We start from the raw sequence: 22,305 nt of genomic DNA, 5'->3' as shown, positions 1-22,305 counted from the left end.
GAGGTCGGTGAACGGCGGGAAGACGGCCACCTCGGCGCGGGAGTAGTCGTGCTTGGCGTCGTCCAGGGTCCACGCCAGCTTCTGCAGCAGGGTGATCGCCTGGGCGTGGTCCATGTTCATCTTCCAGTTGCCGGCGATCAGCGGCGTGCGGTCGAACTGACCGTTGGTCTGCGAGGTCATGGGGACTCCTGTCCGCGGCGGGTGCGCCGCTCGTCGTGCGGTTCGGCAGTGGTGCGCTGGGCGGCGGGGGCGCCCCGGGCCGTGCGGCCCCGGGGCGCCCCCGGCGCCGTGGCGGGGAGCGTGCGGGTCAGGCGCCCAGGGCCACGACCCCGGGGAGCTCCTTGCCCTCGATGAACTCGAGGGAGGCGCCGCCGCCGGTGGAGATGTGCCCGAACTGGTCGTCGGAGAACCCGAGGTTGCGCACGGCCGAGGCGGAGTCGCCGCCGCCGATGACGCTCATCGCGTCCGAGGCCACCACGGCCTCGGCGACCGCCCGGGTGCCCCCGGCGAAGGCCTCCATCTCGAACACGCCCGCGGGGCCGTTCCAGAACACGGTCTTCGCGCCGCGGATCCGCTCGGCGAACAGCTTCGCGGACTCGGGGCCGATGTCCAGGCCGAGACCGGTGGAGCCGATCTCCCCGTCCTCGATGGCGTCGACCGGGCGCACCTCGTGCGCGGCGTCCGCGGCGAACTCCGCCGCGTAGACGATGTCCACGGGGAGGACGATCTCGGTGCCGGCCGCGGAGGCCTTCTCGAGGTAGTCCTTGACCGTCCCGATCTGGTCCTGCTCCAGGAGGGACCCGCCCACGGAGTGCCCCTGGGCGGCGAGGAACGTGAAGACCATGCCGCCGCCGATGAGCAGCGAGTCGGCCTTGCCGATGAGGTTCTCGATCACGGCGAGCTTGTCGGAGACCTTGGACCCGCCCATGACCACCACGAAGGGGCGCTCGGGGGCGGAGACCACCTTGGTGAGCACGTCCAGCTCCCGCTTGACGAGGTCGCCCAGGTAGGCCGGGAGCCGGTGGGCGATGTCGAACACGGAGGCGTGCTTGCGGTGCACCGCGCCGAAGGCGTCGTCCACGTAGGCCCCGTCCTCGCCCGTCAGGGCGGCGAGCTCGTCCGCGAAGGCGCCGCGCTCGGCGTCGTCCTTCGAGGTCTCGCGGGGGTCGAAGCGGACGTTCTCGATCACGAGCACCTCGCCGTCGGCGAGGGCCTCGGCCTTGGCCCGGGCGTCCTCCCCGACGACGTCGGAGGCGACCGCCACGGGGAAGTCGGCCAGCTCGGCCAGCTTCCGCGCGGCGGGCGCGATCGAGTACTTCGGGTCGACCTGCCCCTTGGGCCGGCCCAGGTGCGCCATCACGATGACGCGGGCCCCGGCGTCGGCCAGCTTCTTCAGGACCGGCAGGGACGCGCGGACGCGCCCGTCGTCGGTCACGGTGGAGCCGTCCAGGGGGACGTTGAGGTCGGAGCGGACCAGGACGCGGCGCCCGGCGACGCCGTCGGCGATCAGTTCGTCAAGTGCATGAGCCATGCCACTCACCCTACCCCGGCGGCGTCGCGCGGCGACGGGCTCAGAGCTGCGCGCCGACGTGGGAGACGACGTTGACGAGGCGGGAGGTGTAGCCCCACTCGTTGTCGTACCAGGCGATGACCTTGACCTGGTTGCCGATGACCTTCGTCAGCGGGGCGTCGAAGATCGTGGAGATGCTGTCGCCCTGGATGTCCGAGGAGACGATGGGGTCCTCGGTGTACTTGACGATGCCCTTCATGGGGCCCTCGGCGGCCTCCTTCATGGCGGCGTTGACCGACTCGACGGTGACCTCCTTCTGGGCGTCGAAGGTGAGGTCCACGACGGAGCCGGTGGGCACGGGCACGCGCACGGCGAAACCGTCCAGCTTGCCCTTGAGCTCGGGCAGCACGAGGCCCACGGCGGCGGCCGCGCCGGTGGTGGTGGGCACCATGTTGAGGGCGGCGGCGCGGGCGCGGCGCAGGTCGCTGTGCGGGCCGTCCTGCAGGTTCTGGTCCGCGGTGTAGGCGTGGATGGTGGTCATCAGACCCCGCTCGATGCCGAACGCGTCGTTGAGGACCTTCGCCATGGGCGCGAGGCAGTTCGTGGTGCAGGAGGCCGCGGAGACGATGTTCATCGACGCGGCGTCGTAGGTGTCGAGGTTGACGCCGGGCACGAACGTGCCGTCGATCTCCTTGCCCGGGGCGGACAGGACGACCTTCTTGGCGCCGCCGTCCAGGTGGGCCTTGGCCTTGGAGCCGTTGGTGAAGCGGCCGGTCGACTCGACGACGACGTCCACGCCGAGCTCGCCCCAGGGCAGCTTGGCGGGGTCGGGCTCGGCGAGGAACTTGACCTCGTGGCCGTCGACGCTCATGGTGTCGCCGTCGAGCGTCACCTCGCCGGGGAACCGGCCCATGATGGAGTCGTACTTGAAGAGGTGGACCAGGGCCTCCGGGTCCGTGAGGTCGTTCACGGCCACGACCTCGATGTTCTCGCCCTGCTCGCGCGCCGCGCGGAGGAAGTTGCGTCCGATGCGTCCGAAACCGTTGATGCCCACTCGAATGGTCACTGGGTACTCCTGTGTTGGTCGGGGTCTGGATCGTTGAACCAGGTCCCATTCTACGTGGTTATCCCTGGGATGTCTTGGGGTCGTGAAAGATTCACCCGGTATTCATCGCCAAACCCATACAATCCCACATCGAGGGATGCGGACCCTCGGAAACCCACGCGGGACCAAAGCCCTCTCCCGGCGCGGCCCCGGAGTGACCGCGCCGGCGCAGCGGCGCCGGCGCGCCCCGCTCAGGAGGGCAGGGCCTCCGCGGCGACACCGGCGTCGGTGCCCGGGAGGTTCAGCTCCTCCGCCCGGCGGTCCGCCATGGCCAGCAGCCGGCGGATCCGGCCCGCCACGGCGTCCTTGGTGAGCGGGGGGTCGGCGAGCCGGCCCAGCTCGTCGAGGCTGGCCTGCTTGTTGGACAGCCGCAGCTCCCCCGCCTGCCGCAGGTGCTCCGGGACCTCGTCGCCGAGGATCTCCAGGGCGCGCTCCACCCGGGCGCCGGCGGCCACGGCGGCCTGCGCGGAGCGGCGGAGGTTGGCGTCGTCGAAGTTGGCGAGGCGGTTGGCGGTGGCGCGCACCTCCTTGCGCATCCGCCGGTCCTCCCACTGGAGGAGCGTCTGGTGGGCACCCATCCGGGTGAGCAGCGCGGCGATCGCGTCCCCGTCCCGCACGACCACCCGGTCCACGCCGCGCACCTCGCGGGCCTTCGCGAGGACGCCGAGCCGGCGGGCCGCGCCCACGAGCGCGAGGGCGGCCTCCGGGCCGGGGCAGGTGAACTCCATCGCGGCGGAGCGGCCGGGCTCCGTGAGGGAGCCGTGGGCCAGGAAGGCCCCGCGCAGCACCGCTTCGGCGTCGGCCACGGCCCCGTTGACCACGGCGGGCGGGAGCCCGCGCACGGGGCGCCCGCGCGAGTCGAGCAGTCCCGTCTGGCGGGCGAGGGCCTCGCCGTCCTCGACGACGCGCACCACGTAGGAGCTCCCGCGCCGCAGTCCCCCGCCGGAGACGACCACGATCTCGCTGTCGTGGCCGAAGACCTCGTGGACGGCGCGGCGCACCCTGCGCGCGGTGGCGCCGAGGTCCACCTCCGCCTCGACGACGATGCGTCCCGAGACGATGTGGAGCCCACCCGCGAAGCGCAGCAGGGCGGAGAGCTCGGCGCGGCGCTCCGAGGACCTCTTGATCTCGAGGCGGGACAGTTCTTCCTTCACCGATGACGTCAGGGCCACGCGGTTCCTTTCCTGGGGATGCTGGGGTGTGTGGGGGTGGGGCGGCAGGCTCAGCGGTGGCGCTCGAAGATCTCCTGGTAGGCGGCCGCGAGCCGGAGCGTGTTGTGCACGGCGGTGCCGGGGTGCGCCCGGACGTCGGCGTAGAAGACCTCGGCGCCCAGGCCGCGGGCGACCTCCTCGAGGTCGGCGCCGTCCTCGGTGGCCGAGGGGTCGGCGAGGACCACGTCCAGGGTCAGCTCGGGGCAGTAGTCGTGCAGGACCCGCAGGTGGTCGGCGGCGGTCTTGCCGCGCGTCTCGGTGTCCGGCGAGAGGTTCAGGGTGACGCAGCGGCGCGCCGGCGAGCCGCAGATCGCCTGCCGCAGCTCGGGCAGCAGCAGGTGCGGCAGCACGGAGGTGTGCCACGAGCCCGGCCCCATGATCACCCAGTCGGCGAGCCCGACCGCCTCGACCGCCTGCGGGCAGGCCGGGGCGTCCGGGGGCACGAGCCGCACGTTGCAGACGTCGGCCTGCTTCGCCAGGACCGCCTGCCCGGTGATCGTGCGGACCGTGCCGGCCTTGCCCGCGCAGCCGCTCGCGCTCCCGCCGGACAGGGCGCCGGGGACGTCGCCGGCGATGACCAGCGGCTGCGTGGACATCGGCAGCACCCGGCCGCGGGCGCCCAGCAGGGCGCCCGCCCACTCGAGCCCCGCCACCGGGTCCCCCAGCAGCTCCCACAGCGTGACGATGAGCAGGTTGCCCAGCGCGTGGTTGTCGAGGGTCGTGGTACGCCCCTCCGAGGAGCTGAACCGGTGCTGCATGACGTCGCGCCACGTCCGGCCCCACTCGGAGTCGTCGCACAGTGCGGCGAGCGCCATCCGCAGGTCCCCCGGGGGCAGGACGCCGAGCTCGTCGCGCAGCCGGCCGGAGGAGCCGCCGTCGTCGGCCACCGTCACGACCGCCGTGAGCACCGGGGTGATCCGGCGCAGCGCGGCGAGGTTCGCCGAGAGCCCGTGCCCGCCGCCGAGGGCGACCACGGAGGGGCTGGCGCCGCCGGGCCGCCGGGCGGAGGGGTCGGGCGAGTGGTGGGGGTCGGCATCGGCGCCGCTGCTGAGGGGCAGCCGGGGGAACGCGCCGGTGGGAGGAAGGGTCATCGGGGGTCCCATCGCGGTGAGGGCGAGCCGGTCACTCCCGGCCCATGTCCCGGTGCTGGATGTTGACCGTCACGAGCGGCAGCTTGGCGAGCCTGCGGGCCACCTCCTCGCTCACGGCCACGGAGCGGTGTTTCCCGCCCGTGCAGCCGATCGCGATGGTGGCGTAGTGCTTGTTCTCCGTACGGTATCCCGCGAAGACGGGTTCGAGCATGGCGACGAACCGGTCCACGAACTGCCGGGGGCCGTCGTCCTGGAAGACGTAGTCCCGGACCTCGTCGTCCTTGCCGGTGCGCGGGCGCAGCGACGGGACCCAGTGCGGGTTGGGGATGAACCGGACGTCGGCCACGTAGTTGGCGTCCGCGGGGACCCCGTACTTGAAGCCGAAGCTGAGCACGGTCAGGCGCAGGACCACGGGCCCGTTCGTGGAGAACAGGTCGGCCACGGCCCGGGACAGGGCGTGCACGTTGAACGCGGAGGTGTCCAGGACCACGTCGGCCGATTCCCGCAGGTCCGTCAGCAGGGCGCGCTCGGCGCGGATCCCGTCGAGGATCCGGCCGCCGGCCTGCAGCGGGTGGGGCCGGCGCTGGTGCTCGTAGCGGGAGACCAGGACCTCGTCGGCGGCGTCCAGGAAGAGCACCGAGAAGTCGACGTCGGACGCCTCGAGGGCGGCCAGCGTCTCCTTCATGTCGCTGAACAGGGCCTTGCCGCGCACGTCGATGACGACCGCCAGCTTGGGCAGGGCCTGCGGCGTCCGGGAGACGAGGTCGGCGAGGGTGTGCAGCATCTGCGGCGGCAGGTTGTCGACCACGTACCAGCCGAGGTCCTCGAGGGCGTTCGCGGCCGTGCTGCGCCCGGCCCCGGACATGCCCGTCACGACGAGCAGCTCCGAGCTGGTCGGTTTCGCGTGGTCGGTCCCGTCCGCCGTCCCGACGTCCGCTCCGGCGGTGTGCTCGCTCATGTCCGCTCCGTCTCCCGTCGTGGTGGCCTGCGCCCGTGGTCCCGCCCCAGCCTAACGAAGTCGGCGGGGCCCCGCCGTGACCCCGGCGGCGCGCCCGGGCTCAGGACAGCACCTCACCGGTGGTCATGTTGACCGCCGGGGCGGTGGTGTCGTCGGAGGCCTGCAGCGCGGCGGCCACCTTCTCGGCGAGGGTCCGCCCGAAGCCGGGGACCTGCTCCAGCTCCTCGACCCGGGCCGCCCGGAGCTTCTTGACGGAGCCGAAGTGCTTGAGCAGGGCCTTCTGCTTGGCGGGGCCCACCCCGGGCAGCTCGTCGAGCACGGAGACCGTCATGGCGGAGGAGCGCTTCTTGCGGTGGAAGGTGATGGCGAAGCGGTGGGCCTCGTCGCGGATCCGCTGGAGCAGGTAGAGGCCCTGGCTCGCGCGCGGCAGGATCACGGGGAACTCGTCGTCCGGCACCCAGACCTCCTCGAGCCGCTTGGCCAGGCCGACCACGTGGACGTCGTCGATCCCGAGCTCGCGCAGCGCCCGGGCGGCGGCGGCGACCTGCGGGGGCCCGCCGTCGACCACCACCAGGCTGGGCGGATACGCGAACCGCGCCCGCTCGGGGGCCTCGGCCCCCGCGTCCACCTGCCCGGTGCGCGGCCCGGCGGCCTCCCGCTCGGCCTGCTCCTCGAGGTGGCGGCGGAAGCGCCGGGAGATGACGTCGTGCATGGACGCGGTGTCGTCCCGGGCGGCCTCGCCGGTGACCGAGAACTTCCGGTAGTCCGACTTCTTGGGCAGCCCGTCCTCGAAGACGACCATGGAGGCGACGACGTTGGTCCCCTGCACGTGCGAGATGTCGTAGCACTCGATGCGCATCAGCGCCACGGGGATGTCGAGGGCCTCCTGCAGCTCCTGCAGGGACGCGGAGCGGGTCGTGATGTCGCCCGCCCGCCGGGACTTGTGCAGCTTCAGCGCCTGCCGGGCGTTCTCCTGCACCGTCTCCATGAGGTGCGCCTTCTCCCCGCGCTGCGGCACGGCGATCGTCACGCGCGATCCGCGCAGCCCCGAGAGCCACTCCTCGAGCCGGTCGGTGCTGTCGGCGGGCTCGGAGAGCAGCACGGTGCGCGGGATGGCGTCCTCCCGGTAGGCGAGCTCCGCGGAGGGCCGGTGCTTCGATCCGCCCGGGGACGGGGGCGCGGCGGCGTGGGCGCTCTCGGCGGCGTCCGCGGCGGTGTCGCCGTAGACCTGCTCGAGCAGCTGCTCCAGCAGGCGTCCGCCGTCGGCCTCCTCGACCTTCTCGGTGACCCAGCCGCGCTGGCCGCGGATCCGGCCGCCCCGGACGTGGAAGACCTGGACGGCGGCCTCCAGCTCGTCCTCGGCGAGCGCGAAGAAGTCGGCATCGGTGCTGTCGGAGAGCACCACGGCGTTGCGCTCGAAGGCCTTCTCCAGGGCGGCGATGTCGTCCCGGCGCGCGGCGGCGGTCTCGAAGTCCATGGCCGCGGCGGCCTCCTGCATCTGCCGCTGCAGCTCCTTGATGAACGGGGTCGCGTGCCCGGCCATGAACCGGCACAGGTCCTCCGCGAGGGCGTAGTGGTCCTCCTCGGAGATCCGCCCCACGCACGGGGCGGAGCACTTGTCGATGTAGCCCAGCAGGCACGGGCGCCCGGACTGCTCGGCGCGCCGGTAGACGCCCTTGGAGCAGGTGCGCACGGGGAAGACCCGCAGCAGGGCGTCGAGGGTCTCGCGGATCGCCCAGGCCTGGGAGTAGGGGCCGAAGTAGCGGTTGCCCTTCTTCTTCTCCCCCCGGACCACCTGGGCCCGCGGCACGGACTCGGCCATCGTGACGGCGAGGTAGGGGTAGGACTTGTCGTCCCGGTAGGCGATGTTGAACCGGGGCTTGAACTCCTTGATCCACGTGTACTCGAGCTGCAGGGACTCCAGCTCGCTGCCCACCACGGTCCACTCGACCCCGGCCGCGGTGGTGACCATGGCGCGGGTCTTGGGGCTCAGGGCGTACGGGGGCGCGAAGTAGGAGCTCAGCCGATTGCGCAGGTTCTTGGCCTTGCCCACGTAGACCACGCGCCCGTACTCGTCGCGGAAGCGGTAGACCCCCGGGGCGGTCGGGATGTCCTGGCGGGCGGGGCGGTAGCTCTCCGGATCGGCCACGGTCCGGTCCCCCTCAGCTGCCGGTCGGGGCCGGGGCGGTGTACCGGGCCAGGAGCTCCCCGAGCTCGGCGGCGTCCCGGGCCACGGCGGCGAAGCCGGTCCCCAGCTCGTCCTCGTCGGCGAAGCCCCAGGCGACGCCCAGGCAGTCGATCCCGTGGGCGAGCGCGCCCTCGGCGTCGTAGCGGCGGTCCCCGATCATCACCGTGCGCGCGGGGTCCGGGGCGGTCACGCCGAGCCGGCGCAGGGCCTCCCCGATGATGGCGGGCTTGTCGTGGGCCAGTCCGTCGCGCGGGGCGGCCGCGGCGTCGTCGGCGGCCCCCGAGACGGTCTCGAACCACCGGGTGAGGCCGAACCGCTCGACGGCGAGCTCGGCGGTGGGCTCGGGCTTCTGGGTGGCCACGGCCATCCGCACGCCGGCCCCGTGCAGGCGCTCCAGGAGCTCCTCCACCCCCGGGTAGATCCGGGTCTGCGCGAGCCCCTCGGTGCGGTAGCGGGCCCGGTAGGTGGCGACCACCGCCGGGATGTCCTCCTCCGGGACGTCGGTGAAGGTCCGCAGGGAGAAGCCCACGGGCGGGCCCACGAACCGGCGCAGGTCCTCCGGCACGGCGTGGCCGTGCTCGGCCAGGGCCCGGGCGATGCCGCCGGTGATCGCCCCGGCAGGGTCCAGGAGGGTGCCGTCGAGGTCCCAGAGCACCACGGGGGCGGTCATCGGGCGGCCCCCGCCGGGACGGGGCGCTCGGCGAGCACCTCCGCCAGGAACCGGCCGGTGTGGCTGTTCGTGTTCCGGGCCACCTGCTCGGGGGTGCCCTCGGCCACGACCTGCCCGCCGCCGGAGCCGCCGTCCGGGCCGAGGTCCACGATCCAGTCGGCGGACTTGATGACGTCCAGGTTGTGCTCGATGGTCATCACCGTGTTGCCCTTGTCCACGAGCCCCTGCAGCACGAGCAGCAGCTTGCGGATGTCCTCGAAGTGCAGGCCGGTGGTGGGCTCGTCCAGCACGTAGATGGACCGGCCGTTGGAGCGCTTCTGCAGCTCCGCGCCGAGCTTCACGCGCTGGGCCTCACCGCCGGACAGGGTCGTGGCGGGCTGGCCCAGCCGGACGTAGCCGAGGCCGACGTCCACGAGGGTGTTGAGGTGCCGGGCGATCGGGCCGAACGCCTTGAAGAACTCGGCGGCCTCCTCGATGGGCATCTCCAGGACCTCGGCGATGGTCTTGCCCTTGTAGTGCACCTCGAGGGTCTCCCGGTTGTACCGGGCGCCCTTGCACACCTCGCACGGGACGTAGACGTCCGGCAGGAAGTTCATCTCGATCTTGATCGTGCCGTCGCCCGAGCACGCCTCGCAGCGCCCGCCCTTGACGTTGAAGGAGAACCGGCCGGCCTGGTAGCCGCGCACCTTCGCCTCCGGGGTCTCGGCGAAGAGCTTGCGGATGTGGTCGAACACGCCCGTGTACGTGGCGGGGTTGGAGCGCGGGGTCCGCCCGATCGGGCTCTGGTCCACGTGCACCACCTTGTCGAGCTGGTCCACACCGTCGATCCGCTTGTGCCGGCCGGGGACCTGCTTGGCCCCGTTGAGCTTGTTGGCCAGCGCCGTGTAGAGGATGTCGTTGACCAGCGTGGACTTCCCGGACCCGGACACCCCGGTCACCGCGGTCAGCACCCCGAGCGGGAAGGAGACGTCGATGCCGCGCAGGTTGTTCTCCCGCGCGCCCACCACCTTGAGCATCCGCTTGCGGTCGATCGCCCGGCGCTGCGCGGGCACCCGGATGGCCCGGCGGCCGGAGAGGTAGTCGGCCGTGATGGACTCCTCGTTGGCGAGGAGCTCCGCGTAGGTCCCGGAGTGCACCACGCGCCCGCCGCGCTCGCCGGCGCCGGGGCCGACGTCCACGATCCAGTCGGCCTCGCGGATGGTGTCCTCGTCGTGCTCGACGACGATCAGGGTGTTGCCCATGTCCCGCAGCTTGGTGAGGGTCCCGATGAGCCGGCGGTTGTCCCGCTGGTGCAGGCCGATCGAGGGCTCGTCCAGGACGTAGAGCACGCCCACGAGCCCGGCCCCGATCTGGGTGGCCAGGCGGATGCGCTGGGCCTCGCCGCCGGACAGCGTCGCGGCGGCGCGCTCCAGGTTGAGGTAGTCCAGGCCCACGTCCACGAGGAACGTCAGGCGCGCCTGGATCTCCTTGAGCACCTGCTCGCCGATCTTCGTCTCGCGGGTGCTGAGCTCCAGGTCCCGGAAGAACGCGTGGGCGTCCCGCATGGGCATGCGGGTGGTCTCGGCGATGTTCTTCCCGCCCACGGTCACGGCGAGCATGGTCGAGTTCAGCCGGGCGCCGTCGCAGGCCGGGCACGCCACCTGGCGCATGTACTGCTCGTAGCGGTCCTTGGCGTTGTCCGACTCCGTCTCCGCGTGCTTGCGCTTGATGTAGCCGATCACGCCCTCGAAGCCCTGGGTGTAGCGGCGCTCCCGGCCGAACCGGTTCCGGTAGGCCACGGTGACCTGGTAGTCCTTGCCCTCGAGGATCGCCTTGCGCGCCTTGGCGGGCAGCTTCCCCCACGGGGTGACCAGGTCGAAGCCGAGCTCCTGGCCCAGGCCGGCGAGCAGGCGGTTCCAGTACTCGCTCGTGGCCTTGCCGAGCGACCACGGGGCGATCGCGCCCTCCACGAGGGAGAGGTCCGGGTTGGGGACCACGAGCTCCTCGTCGACCTCGAGCCGCGAGCCGATGCCGTCGCACTCCGGGCACGCGCCGAACGGGGCGTTGAAGGAGAAGGAGCGGGGCTCGATCTCGTCGGCCTGCAGGGGGTGCTCGTTGGGGCAGGCGAGGTTCTCGGAGAACGGGCGGCGCAGCTCCAGCGGGTGGGCGATCTCCTCGTCCGAGCGGGGCACGAGCTCGACGACGACGCGCCCCTCGGCGAGGCCCAGCGCCGTCTCGACGGAGTCGGTCAGGCGCTGGCGGATGCCCTCCTTGACCACGAGCCGGTCCACGACCACCTCGATCGTGTGCTTGTACTGCTTCTTGAGCTTGGGCGGGTCCGAGAGCTGGACCGTCTCGCCGTCCACGGTGGCGCGGGAGAAGCCCTTCGCGGAGAGCTCCTGGAAGAGGTCCACGAACTCGCCCTTGCGCTCGCGCACCACGGGCGCGAGCACCTGGAAGCGGGTCGTCTCCGGCATCTCGAGGAGCTGGTCCACGATCTGCTGCGGGGTCTGCTTCTTGATCGCCTCGCCGCACTCGGGGCAGTGCGGGTGGCCGACACGCGCCCACAGCAGGCGCATGTAGTCGTAGATCTCGGTGATCGTGCCCACGGTGGAGCGCGGGTTGCGGGAGGTGGACTTCTGGTCGATGGACACCGCCGGGGACAGGCCCTCGATGAAGTCGACGTCCGGCTTGTCCACCCGGCCCAGGAACATCCGGGCGTAGGAGGACAGGGACTCGACGTAGCGGCGCTGGCCCTCGGCGAAGATCGTGTCGAAGGCCAGCGACGACTTCCCGGAGCCGGAGAGCCCCGTGAACACGACCATGGCGTCCCGCGGCACGGTCAGCGAGACGTTGTCGAGGTTGTGCTCGCGCGCGCCCTGCACCACGATCTCGGTGAGGTCGGACCGGCGGGCGCTCCGGGCGCCGGTGGCGGTCACCGGCCCGTCGAGGGCTTCGGAGGAATCGGTCGACGGGTTCAGGACCAGGGTGGACGTGGGGATCGGCTCAGACACGCCCTCCACTCTAGTACCGGGCCCGGACATCGGGGCCGGGTCCGTGGGCGGGTTCACACCCGGTCCACGGGGCCGGTGGAGGTGTCCTCGCGGACCCGGTCCCGGGCCGCTCCGCCGGCGGCGCCGTCCGCGCCCGGACCGGTCTCCTCGGCGTGCGGGCCGGCCGCGGCCTCCTGCTGCCGGCGGCGGACCTCGCGGGCGTCGAGGGTGCGGGTGACGACCTTGAGCCGACCCGTGGCGGGGTCCACCTCCACGATGTCCACGGTGCGGCGCAGCGGGACCTCCTTGATGAGGAGCACCGCGAGCAGGGTCACGAGGGACGCGACGGCGGCGACCAGGAAGACGAGACCGGTGCCCGTGCCGTAGGCCTCGCGCACCACGCCCTCGACGGAGGCGGGCAGCGACTCCAGGTCCATCGTGGAGCTGTCCACCGCGGCGGGGTCCCCGCCGCGGGCCCGGGTGCTCTCGGCGAGCTGCCGGGCCAGGTGGGAGCTCATGAGGGCGCCGAACACGGCGACCGCCACGGCGCCGCCCATGGTGCGGAAGAACGCGACCGAGGAGGACGCCGCGCCCATGTCTTTGAGCCCCACGGTGTTCTGCACCGCCAGGACCAGGTTCTGGTTCAGCGCGCCGATGCCCAGGCCCACGAGGAAGATGAAGACGCTCACGGCCCACAGGGCGGTGTCGTGCGTGAGCGTGGCGGCGAGGAACAGGCCCGTGGACATCAGCACGGCGGCGACCACCAGGATGATCTTCCACCGCCCGTAGCGGGTGATCAGCTGCCCGGCGACCGTGGCGCCCACGAGGGAGCCGAACACCTGCGGGAGCATGAGCATCCCGGCCATGGTGGGGCTGAAGCCCTGGCCCAGCTGGAAGTACTGGCCGAGGTAGGTGGTCGAGGCGAACATGGCCGCGCCGGTGGCGATGGCCGCGAGGATGGCCAGCGCGGTGGTGCGCTCGGTGACCACGCGGATGGGCAGCACCGGCTCGGCGGCGCGCTGCTCCACGAGCACGAACAGCACGGAGCCCACGAGCGCGGTGGCCACGAGGGCCGCGGAGGTCGCCGAGACCCACTCGAACATGCCCGGCTGCCCGGCCAGGGACACCCACAGCAGCAGCGCGGAGGCCGAGACGATCAGCAGCGCGATGCCGAGCCAGTCGATGCTCACCTTCCGGGGCGCCTGCGGCGGGATGTGCAGGGTGCGGTGGACGAGCACGGCCGCCAGGACCGCCAGCGGGGCGGGGATGAGGAACACCCAGCGCCAGCCGAAGAGGTCCACGATGAGCCCGCCGAGCAGCGGGCCGGCGGAGGTGGCCACGGCCATGACGGCGCCCATGTAGCCGGCGTAGCGGCCGCGCTCCCGGGGCGGGATGATCGTGCCCATGATGGTCATGGCCAGGGCCATGATCCCGCCCATGGCCACGCCCTGGACCACGCGGGCCAGGATGAGGAACTCGATGGTCGGGGCCAGCCCGGCCATGGCCGAGCCGAGCACGAAGATCACGATGGACAGCTGCAGCAGCTTCTTCTTGTCGAAGAGGTCGGCGAGCTTGCCCCAGACGGGCGTGGTCGCGGCGTTGGCGAGGAGGGTGCCGGTGACCGTCCAGGACAAGGACGTCTGGTCCCCGCCGAGGTCGGCCATGATCACGGGCAGGGCCGTGCCGATGATCGTGAGGGTGACCATCGCCATGAAGAAGACCGAGAGGATCCCCGTGAGCGCCCGCATGACCTCCTGGTGGGAGGCGCCGGTCCCCCCGCCCGGTGCGGCGGTCGGTTGCTGTGACGTCATGGTGCGGTCTGCTCCTCGTGCTCTCGGTCTGCGTGGTCCCGGTCCGGCTGGTCCCGGCAGGACGTGGTGCGCTCCACGCCGAGGGAGTCCAGGAAGACGGTGGTGATCTCGTTGATGGCCCCGCGGCTGGTGCGGGCCTGCTCCTCGTCCCAGCCCTCGAGCCGCGCGGCGAGACGCTGGGCGTCCTGCTCGAGCACGGCCCGGACGTGCTCCCGGCCCCGATCCGTGATGGCGACCAGCGCGGCGCGCCCGTCGTCGGGGTCGGGGGTGCGCTCCACGTGGCCCTCCTCCTCGAGGACGGCCAGCTGGCGGCTCAGCCCGGAGGGCCCGAGACCTGTCTCGGCGGCCATCACGGTGGCCCGGCGGGGCCCGTTGCCGTCGAGGTAGTAGAGCAGGGCGATCGCCGTGGGGTTGAGCCGGCGCGGGCCGGCGTCGGTCTTGGTCACGCGCTTCATGACGCGCTGCAGCTCGAGCAGGTCGCGCACCAGCTCCACGGCGGTGTCGTGGGAGACGGGCAACGGAGGCTCCTCCGGGATCGGGGATGTTCGGGGCGACAACGACGAAGGGGCACCCGGTCCGCACGCCCCGCTCCTCGCGAGGTCCCGCATCGACGACGACGCGGGCGTGGTGCCACCGGATGCCTTGATGTTTTGTTGCCTCACGCAACTTTATCCGGACGGTGTGGGGAAGCCAACCCCGGCGCCCGTGCCGTCGGACACACCGCCCGGCGCCCCGGCGCTCCCGCGATTGGCCAGTGCCAGGAGTCGGGAGTACCTTCGTCCTCATGATCGCAACGAAGACGGAGGTCACCGACCTCTCCGAGGTCACGATTCGCCGGATCTCCGTGAGCGAGATGGACAACAACGTCTACCTCCTCACCTCCAAGGACGAGGGCACGCAGGTCCTCATCGACGCGGCCGACGACGCCCGGGCCATCGCCGGTCTCGTGGGCGCCGGCAACGGCGACTGCTCGCAGGCCTACGGCAATCTCCAGCTCATCATCACCACCCACTCGCACTGGGACCACGTCCGCGCCCTGGAGGAGGTCCGCTCCCGCTCCGAGGCCATGACGGCGTGCGGCGCCGACGACGAGTCCGACATCGCCGTGCCCATGGACCTGACCTTCGAGGACGGCGACACGGCGGAGTTCGACGGCTTCGACCTGGAGGTTATCGGCCTGCGCGGGCACACCCCCGGCTCGATCGCCCTGGTCTACCGCGACCCGCAGGGCCCGGCGCACATCTTCTCCGGCGACTCCCTCTTCCCCGGCGGTGTGGGCAAGACGAACAGCCCCGAGGACTTCCGGCAGCTGATGGACGACGTCACCGAGCGCGTCTTCGAGCGCTTCGAGGACGACACCGTGGTCCACCCCGGCCACGGGAAGCCGACCACGCTGGGGGCGGAGCGCCCGCACCTCGAGGAGTGGCGGGCCCGCGGGTGGTAGGCCCCGGGCCCGCGGCGGCCGTCACCGCCGCGCCCGACCGCGGCGCCTACACCGCCGTCCTGCTCTTCCCCGTACTCGTCCTCGCGGGCGGGCTCGTGGGCTTCCTCGCCCCCGGCGCCGTGAGCGGACTGTCCGGGTGGATCAACCCGCTGCTGGGCGTGGTCATGTTCGGCATGGGCCTGACCCTGCGGCCCGTGGACTTCGCGCTCGTGGCGAAGCGGCCGCTGCCGGTACTGCTCGGCGTCGGGGCCCAGTATGTGATCATGCCGCTCGTGGCCCTGCTCGTGGTGTTCCTGCTGCGGCTGCCGCCGGAGCTCGCCGCGGGCGTGATCCTGGTGGGCTGCGCGCCCGGCGGGACGGCCTCCAACGTGGTCGCCTACCTCGCCCGCGGCGACGTGGCCCTGTCCGTCGCCATGACCTCGATCTCCACGCTGCTCGCACCGCTGCTGACCCCGCTGCTCACCCTGTGGCTGGCCGGGCAGTACCTGCCGGTGGACGGTGGGGCCATGGCGTGGTCGATCACCAAGATCGTCCTCCTGCCCGTCGTCGCGGGCCTCGCCGTGCGACTGCTCGCGCCCCGCCTGGTCGAGCGCGCCCTGCCCGCCCTGCCGTGGGTGTCGGTCGCGGCCATCGCCGTGATCGTGGCCATCGTCGTCTCGGGCAGCGCCGACCGGATCGTGGAGGCGGGCCTGCTCGTGCTCGCGGCCGTGGCCCTGCACAACGTCCTGGGACTGGCCCTCGGCCACCTCGTGGGGGCGGTGACGCGGCAGCCGATCGCCGTGCGCCGCACCACCGCCGTGGAGGTGGGCATGCAGAACTCCGGGCTGGCCGCCGGGCTCGCCGCCCAGTACATGAACCCCCTCGCGGCCCTTCCCGCCGCGGTGTTCTCGGTCTGGCACAACCTCTCGGGCGCCCTGTTCGCCCTGCTCTGCCGCCGTGCCGACGCGCGGGCGGCGCGCCGGCTCCCAGGAGCCTGAGAATCCCCCCGACCCGCTGTGCGCGGGACCGGGCCTCGGCTACGGTGAGGCCCATGACCTTCGCCGCGCCCCGCGCCCCGTCAACGAGCGCAGAGCGCACCGGCGCGGCGACGCACGAGGCCCTCGAGGCCGTCCGCCGCGCCCCCTCGATCCTCGACGGCATCCGCCGCGCCGACGACCTGCTGCAGGCGACCCGGGAGGATCCCGCCGGGGCGCTGCCCGTGCTCGCGGAGGAGATCCGCCGGCGCGACGACCACGTCGCGGCGATCGCCGCCGTCCATGCCCTCGCCTCCGTGCCCGGGTCCCAGGCGGACACGCTCCTCACCGCGCTCCTCGACGACGAGCCGTGGCTGCGGGAGCACACCGCATGGGTGCTCGCCGACCGGGCCCCCCTCCCCCGCGCCGTCGCCCCGCTCGCCGACCTCGTGACCGGCGGCGGCTTCACCGGCATGCTGGCCCAGCGCACCCTCCAGGCCTGGGCCCCGGCGGCACCGGACGCGGTCGGGTCCGCCCTCGAGCACGCCCTCGCGGGAGCCGCCGCCCCCGGGCCCCGCGCACGGCTCGCCGAGACCCTGGGGCTCGTCCCCGGGGCCGGGCCCGCCGCGCGCCTCCGCGCCCTGGCCGGCAGTCCCGGCGAGGACCAGGACGTCCGCGGGGCCGCCCTCGAGGCCCTGGTGGGGCGCGGCCAGACCGGCGCCGAGTCCGTGGCCGACCTGACGGACCTCGCCGGGACGTGCGCCGACGGGGCCGGGCCACTGGCCGCCGTGGCCCGGCTCGCCCTCGCCGACCTCCACGACGCTGCGGAGCCCGACCCGGCGACCGGCCGGGACGGGCTCACGGTCCTGCAGCCGTTCCTGCACGCGGAGATCGACCGGGACCTCACCTTCTCCGGGCGGGGGGACAACGGCGGGATCGCCACGCTGCTCGCCCAGCTGGGCGACGCCCTCAGCGCCCCGGAGGGTCCCGGGGGCGTCGCCCGGGTGCTCACGGTGTCCCGCGGCACCCACGACGAGGCCCGGGCGGCGACGGCCCGTCCGGCGGGGGCGGGGCACGTCTTCGGGGTCGTCCCCTTCACCGGACCCCCGGTGCACATGGCGGACGCCTGGCCGCGGCGGGTGGCCGCGGAACGGGGGCTGCGGCGCGTACTGCGCCGGGCCGGCCCCGTGGACGTGCTGCACCTGCGCATGGCCGACGTCGGCTCGATGGCGGCCGCGGCGGTGGCCGCGGAGCTCGGCATCCCGTGGGTGCTCACGATGGCCCCCGATCCGCACGCGCTCGTCGCTGCCCGCGAGCGCGCCGGCACCCTGACCCGGGCCGGCTTCGGCGCGGCCGACGGCGTGGAGCACCTGTGGTTCCGCGTACGCCTGCTCGCCCACCTCGCGGCGCGGGCGGAGCACCTGGTGCTCTTCCCCCGCCCGGACCTGGCCCGGGACGCCCGCGAGCTGCTCGACGTGGACCTGGACGAGCCCGGGCGGTGCACGGTGGTGCCGGAGGGCATCGACCTGGGTGCCGTGGACCGTGCCGCCCAGCAGGTGCGCACCGGTGCCGGAGCGCACCTCGCGGAGCTCGACACCGTGCTCGCGGCCCTGCCCGCCGCCCGGCGCGGGCTGCCGCTCGTGGTCACGGTGGGCCGCCTGCACCGTGTGAAGGGCACGGCCACGCTCGTCGAGGCCTGGGCCCGGGACGCCGGGCTGCGGGGCCGCTGCAACCTCCTCGTCGTGGGCGGGGACCTCGTCTCCCCCTCCGCCGACGAGCGGGAGCAGCTCACCCGGATCGACGCCGCCCTCCCCCGGGCCGAGGCCGCTACCGCCGGCCTGCTTCTGGCCGGCCACCGTCCCCACGCCACCGTGGCCGCCTGGCTCGCCGCGGTGCGCCGGGGCCGGCCAGGCCTGTCCTCCCCCGCCGGCGTCTACGTCTGCGCGAGCCTCAAGGAGGAGTTCGGCGTGGCGCTGGTCGAAGCCCTCGCCACCGGGCTGCCGGTCGTGGCGCCCGACGCCGGCGGGCCGGCCACCTTCGTGGCCGACGGCGTCACCGGCGTCCTCGTCGACACCGGCGACCCCGCCGCGCTGGCCCGGGCCGTGGCCCGGGCCCTCGACCTGGCGGCGCGCCCCGACGCGGAGCGCACCGCCGACGCGGCCCGTGCCATGGTCCGCGACCGCTTCAGCATCGAGGGGATGGCGACCGCCCTCACCTCCGTCTACGACGACGCCGTGGCGCACACGGCCGACAGGAGCCCCACCCCGTGACCCTGCTCGTGATCAGCCCGGACTACGCCTCCCACCTGTTCCCCCTCGCGACCCTGGCCACCGCGTGGCGGGACGCCGGGGAGCGGGTGGTCGTGGCCACCGGCCCGGCGACCGCCGCCATCGCCCGGGGCTTCGGCTTCGAGGTCGAGATCCTGCCGCTGGGCCGCGGCTCCAACCCCGGGGTCATCCGGGCCGAGGAGCAGCCGCCCGGGGAGGACGACGCCCTGCGCGGGTTCTTCGCCGCCACCCGCCGCGGCCCCGCGGAGACCCTGGCCTTCCAGGCCCGGGCCCGGCGCGACGACCTGCTCTGGGACCCGCTGGGCACGGCACGGCGGGTGCAGGACGTGGTGGACCGCGTCCGGCCGGACCAGGTGGTCGTGGACCACCTGGCCTTCGCGGCGCGTCTGGCCCTGACCGGCTCCGGGATCCGGCACGCCGACGTGGTCCTGGGCCACCCCTCGGCCCTGACGGTGGCCGACGAGGTCTACGGGCACCCGCCCGCGTGGCCCGGCCGGCTGCGCCCGTCCCCGGCCGAGCTGGAGGCGCTGCACCGGCTGTGCTCCTCGGTGCGGGACGAGTTCACGGAGCAGTGGAACGAGGCCCTGCAGCAGATCGCCCCCGGGACCCCGGCGAGCGCCGACGCCTTCGCGGAGACCGGCGACGACCTCCTGCTCAACTACCCGGGCGAGCTCCACGACGAGCACCGGACCCGGGCGCTGCCCGAGCACACGTTCCTGGGCTCGGCCGTCCGGGAGGAGGCCGAGGACCCGGAGGTGGCCGCGTGGCTGGCCGGCTCGGACCGCCCGATCGTCTACATCAGCCTCGGCAGCTTCCTGTCCGTGCGCGGGGACGTGCTCGCCCGGGTCGCGGAGGCCCTCCGCGGCCTGGACGTGCGGGTCGCCCTCGCGGCCGGGGCGACCCGGCCCGCCGAGCTGGGCCCGGTCCCGGAGTCCTGGCTCGTGCGCGGCACCCTGCCGCAGGTCACCCTGCTGCGCCGCGCGAGCGTCGCGGTCTCCCACGGCGGGAACAACAGCGTGACCGAGGCGCTCACCGCCGGGGTGCCCCTGCTGCTGCTGCCGATGTCCACGGACCAGTTCGCCGGGGCGGCGGCCCTCGAGGCGGCGGGGCTCGGGACGGTGCTCGACCCCAACGCCCTGTCGACCGCCGAGGTGCGGGACGCCGTGGCCGGGCTGCTCGACGACGGCCACGAGCGGCGGGGGGCGCTCGAGGACCTCCGGCACGACCTGACCCGCCGGCCCGGGCCGGCGCGGGCGTTCGCGGCCCTTGTCGAGTGAGCCCTCGGGCCTGCCGCTGACCGTCCTGCCGCCGTCCCGGGGGCTGGCCGGGGCGACGGCCGGGCAGGCGCCGGCGTTCGGCCGCACCCTCCGCCTCGCCCTCGCCATGCGCGGCGGCGTGAGCCTCGCCGTGTGGATCGGCGGCGCGGTGGCCGAGCTGGACCTGCTGCGCCGGATCCGGATCCACCGGGACCGCCGCGGGGCGCTGCACGCCTACCTCCTGTACCCCGCCGAGACCCCGGACCCGGTGCTCGAGGAGCGGGCGGCGGTGTACGCGCGGCTGCTCGCGGACGCCGGCTACGACAGGGTGGACATCGACCTCCTCGCCGGGGCCAGCGCCGGCGGGCTCAACGGCGTGGTGCACGCCGTGGCCCAGCGCGCGGGCTCCGACCTGGACGCCCTCGGCCGGATCTGGGCGGAGCACGGCGCCCTCGGCCGGCTGCTGCGCCCGCTCGGACGGCACCCCGTGGACTCCCTGCTGCGCGGCGACGACTACCTGTGGCCACGGCTGCTGGAGGCGCTCCTGGCGCTCCGGGGCAGCCCGGAGCACCACCCGGACCTGGTGGCCGAGCACGTCACGGTCGAGCTCTCCGCGACGGTCCTGGACAGCGACCCCTCGCCCTACAGCGCGTCGGCGGAGGGGCGCAGCGACTTCCACTTCTCCTCCCCGGAGCCGGGCTCCCCCGGTCCGTCCCTGGACAACGACATCCCGGGGCGGGACACGGCCCCCGCGCAGGCCGCGGCCGCGCTGTCCCGGCTGGCCTACGCCGCCCGGGCGACGTCCTCCTTCCCCGGCGCCTTCGAGCCGGCCTCGGTGTGGTCCGCCCCGACCCCGGGCCCGCGGGGCGCCCCGGGCCCGGCGGCCGGGCGCCCGGATCTGAGCCACGCGTTCGGCGCCCACCGCGACCCCGCGGAACTGCCCTACCACGTGGTCGACGGCGGGGTGTTCGACAACATCCCCATCGACCGGGCCCTCGAGGCCGCGCGCACCAGGACGTCCCTGCGGCACGCCGACCGGGCCCTGCTGTACCTCGACCCGGACCCGCCCCACCGCGAGCGTGCCGTGCCCTTCGTGCGCGACCTGCCGCGGCTCGTGGGCACGCTCGCCGCCACGGTCTCCCGGCTGCCGCGGCGGGAGTCGGACGACGACGAGGTCCTGGCCCTGTCCGACTACCTGGACGCTCAGCTCGTGGCCGGCGGCCGCCTGCACCCGCTCGCGGCGCTGATCGGGGGCTGGGACGAGGCCTCCCTCGAGGAGCGGCGCCGGGCCTACCTGCGCTACCGGGCCCGGACCGACGCCGACCTGCTGTCCCGCCTCCTGACCCGCCCGGCGCAGTGGCAGCTCACCTCGACCCTGGCCCGGCGCGACGCCCTGCGGGCCCGGCCGCCCCGTGCGCTCGACCCGCTGCGGGCGGAGCTGCTCCGGCGCTACGACGCCCTCTCCCGGGGCCCGCTGGAGGACCCCGCCGCCGCCGCGGTGCTGCGCGGGGCACAGGCCCTGTTCGACGCCGCCGCCTGCGTGCTGTCCTGGGTGCGCGTGCTGGAGGAGCTGGGCCTCGACGGGCCGGCCGGACCGCCCGGGGGATTCGACCGGTCCCTCGCCCGCGAGCGCGCCTACCGGGTGCTGGCGCGCGCCCGCCACGAGCGCGACCGGCGCTTCCACGCCGTGCTGGCCGCCGTCGCGGACCCGGCGGCCGATCTCACCGGGGCCGTGGACCCCTGGCTCGGCGCGGCCGGCGCGGGGCACCGGCCGGCGGACGCCTCCTGGGCCGAGCTCGACGCGGTCGTGGACGGGCTCCGGGGACTGCGCGCCGCGGTGGACGAGCACCTGGACGCCGACGTCCCCGGCCGGGCGGCCCGCCGCGCGGTCTGGGAGGCGTCCCCCTGGTCCAGGATCCCCGCCGGGGAGAGGGCGCCGGGCGCGGCGGACCTGCCCCCGCTCCTGGCCGCCGCAGGGATCCCCGCCGCGGTGTCCCCCGTGGCCTACGGGGAGATCCGCGGCGACCAGGCCCCCGCGGCGCCGGACGCGTTCCCCGCGCTCCGGGCGGCGATGGTCCGTGACCGCCTCCAGCAGGCTCTCGACACGCCGGGGGCCGATCGTCGGGAGCTCGCCCGCCTGCTCACGGACGCCGAGGAGCGGATGCCGGCGGGCGCCAAGCTGGCCGGTGCGGGACTGCTGAACTTCCGGGGGTTCCTGGCCGCGGACTGGCGGGCCCACGACTGGTGGTGGGGACGCCTCGACGCGGCGGCCGGGGTCGCCGGATTCCTGCGCGGGCTGCCGGCGGCCGCTCCGGCGTCTCCCCCGACACCCTCGACGCCCCCGATGACCCCGACGGCCCCGCCCGGCGCGCCGAGCGGTTCCCCGGCCGGGGACAGCCCGACGGTCGACCCCGTCGTCGCCGGCCTGCAGGACGCCCTGCTGCGCGACGCCGGGCACGGCTGCCCCGCCCGCGGCCGGGCGGTGGTCGGCGCGAGCGCCGACGGGCTGGACCGGCTGGCCCCGGGGCACCGCCTCTCGCTGGCCTCGCGCGGGGTGCGCGTGCTGGGGCGGGCCCTGGCGGGCACCCCGGACCTGCCCCGCCCCGTCTGGGAGGTCGTGCTGCTGGTGCTCCAGCCCCTGCTCGTGCTCGTGCCCGCGGTGGTGACCCCGGTGCGCGCCGCCCTGGCCGCCGTGGCGCTGACGGCCGGGCTGTGGCCGGCCGCGGGCCCGGTCGCCGCGGAGGCACGGGCGTGGTCCTGGCCCGGTGCCGCCCTGCTCGCGGCGGTCGCCGCGGCGCTCGTGCTGTCCCTCCTGCGGACGGGGCGGCGCGCGCTGCGACGGTGGTCG

Annotated in this window: 16 protein-coding genes; 5 read left to right on the top strand and 11 right to left on the bottom strand. The window is 74.4% G+C overall.

Translation table 11 applies throughout. From position 1 onward, the window contains the following. The 11 genes from CK505_RS16805 to CK505_RS16755 all read right to left on the bottom strand — a co-directional run. The coding region (locus CK505_RS16805) for a triose-phosphate isomerase (protein WP_176475391.1) at positions 1–180 on the bottom strand (180 nt) is incomplete at its 3' end. 127 nt (positions 181–307) lie between these two features. Then, positions 308–1,531: a phosphoglycerate kinase gene (gene pgk / locus CK505_RS16800; RefSeq protein ID WP_095651782.1), complete on the bottom strand. Its 1,224-nt coding sequence runs from the start codon at positions 1,529–1,531 to the stop codon at positions 308–310. Between the two features lie 40 nt (positions 1,532–1,571). After that, on the bottom strand, positions 1,572–2,576 hold the full coding sequence (gene gap, locus CK505_RS16795) for a type I glyceraldehyde-3-phosphate dehydrogenase (protein ID WP_095651781.1): 1,005 nt from the start codon (positions 2,574–2,576) through the stop codon (positions 1,572–1,574). A gap of 230 nt (positions 2,577–2,806) precedes the next feature. Continuing rightward, positions 2,807–3,787: a DNA-binding protein WhiA gene (whiA, locus tag CK505_RS16790; RefSeq protein WP_031282663.1), complete on the bottom strand. Its 981-nt coding sequence runs from the start codon at positions 3,785–3,787 to the stop codon at positions 2,807–2,809. A 50-nt stretch (positions 3,788–3,837) separates the two neighbouring features. Then, a complete protein-coding gene (gene yvcK / locus CK505_RS16785) occupies positions 3,838–4,917 on the bottom strand; it encodes a uridine diphosphate-N-acetylglucosamine-binding protein YvcK (protein WP_095651780.1) in 1,080 nt (359 codons plus the stop codon). Positions 4,918–4,948: 31 nt separating this feature from the next. Continuing rightward, on the bottom strand, positions 4,949–5,875 hold the full coding sequence (gene rapZ, locus CK505_RS16780) for an RNase adapter RapZ (protein ID WP_095651779.1): 927 nt from the start codon (positions 5,873–5,875) through the stop codon (positions 4,949–4,951). A 100-nt stretch (positions 5,876–5,975) separates the two neighbouring features. After that, positions 5,976–8,024: an excinuclease ABC subunit UvrC gene (gene uvrC / locus CK505_RS16775; RefSeq protein WP_095651778.1), complete on the bottom strand. Its 2,049-nt coding sequence runs from the start codon at positions 8,022–8,024 to the stop codon at positions 5,976–5,978. A 13-nt stretch (positions 8,025–8,037) separates the two neighbouring features. Then, positions 8,038–8,733 (bottom strand): HAD hydrolase-like protein, encoded by a 696-nt coding sequence (locus tag CK505_RS16770; protein WP_229586527.1) that lies wholly within the window; start codon positions 8,731–8,733, stop codon positions 8,038–8,040. Beyond that, the gene (gene uvrA, locus CK505_RS16765; protein WP_255250991.1) at positions 8,730–11,735 is read right to left on the bottom strand and encodes an excinuclease ABC subunit UvrA; all 3,006 of its coding nucleotides are present in this window, start codon (positions 11,733–11,735) and stop codon (positions 8,730–8,732) included. Before uvrA ends, CK505_RS16770 begins: the two co-directional genes overlap by 4 nt. A gap of 44 nt (positions 11,736–11,779) precedes the next feature. Beyond that, a complete protein-coding gene (locus tag CK505_RS16760; protein ID WP_095651777.1) occupies positions 11,780–13,516 on the bottom strand; it encodes an MDR family MFS transporter in 1,737 nt (578 codons plus the stop codon). Beyond that, positions 13,513–14,034, bottom strand: a complete 522-nt coding sequence (locus CK505_RS16755; RefSeq protein ID WP_176475390.1) for a MarR family winged helix-turn-helix transcriptional regulator — start codon at positions 14,032–14,034, stop codon at positions 13,513–13,515. The genes CK505_RS16760 and CK505_RS16755 overlap by 4 nt, the downstream gene beginning before the upstream one ends. Positions 14,035–14,300: 266 nt before the next feature. Here CK505_RS16755 and CK505_RS16750 point away from each other — a divergent pair, with 266 nt between their 5' ends. The 5 genes from CK505_RS16750 to CK505_RS16730 form a co-directional block, all read left to right on the top strand. Continuing rightward, complete coding sequence (locus tag CK505_RS16750; RefSeq protein WP_017832815.1) at positions 14,301–14,960, top strand: MBL fold metallo-hydrolase; 660 nt, start codon at positions 14,301–14,303, stop codon at positions 14,958–14,960. After that, on the top strand, positions 14,954–15,937 hold the full coding sequence (locus CK505_RS16745) for a bile acid:sodium symporter family protein (RefSeq protein WP_232035308.1): 984 nt from the start codon (positions 14,954–14,956) through the stop codon (positions 15,935–15,937). The genes CK505_RS16750 and CK505_RS16745 overlap by 7 nt, the downstream gene beginning before the upstream one ends. Positions 15,938–15,990: 53 nt before the next feature. Further along, the gene (locus CK505_RS16740) at positions 15,991–18,183 is read left to right on the top strand and encodes a glycosyltransferase family 4 protein (protein WP_095651774.1); all 2,193 of its coding nucleotides are present in this window, start codon (positions 15,991–15,993) and stop codon (positions 18,181–18,183) included. Further along, entirely contained in the window at positions 18,180–19,478 is a 1,299-nt protein-coding gene (locus tag CK505_RS16735) for a glycosyltransferase (RefSeq protein WP_017832818.1), read from the top strand. The genes CK505_RS16740 and CK505_RS16735 overlap by 4 nt, the downstream gene beginning before the upstream one ends. Further along, positions 19,468–22,305: DUF3376 domain-containing protein (locus CK505_RS16730; protein ID WP_095651773.1), on the top strand; the 2,838-nt coding region annotated here is incomplete at its 3' end. The genes CK505_RS16735 and CK505_RS16730, both read left to right, overlap by 11 nt.

The organism is Kocuria sp. WN036 (assembly GCF_002287015.1).
Taxonomy (GTDB): domain Bacteria; phylum Actinomycetota; class Actinomycetes; order Actinomycetales; family Micrococcaceae; genus Kocuria; species Kocuria rosea.
The sequence above is the reverse complement of the archived record's forward strand: the minus strand, read 5'-3'. Positions and strand labels throughout refer to the sequence as shown.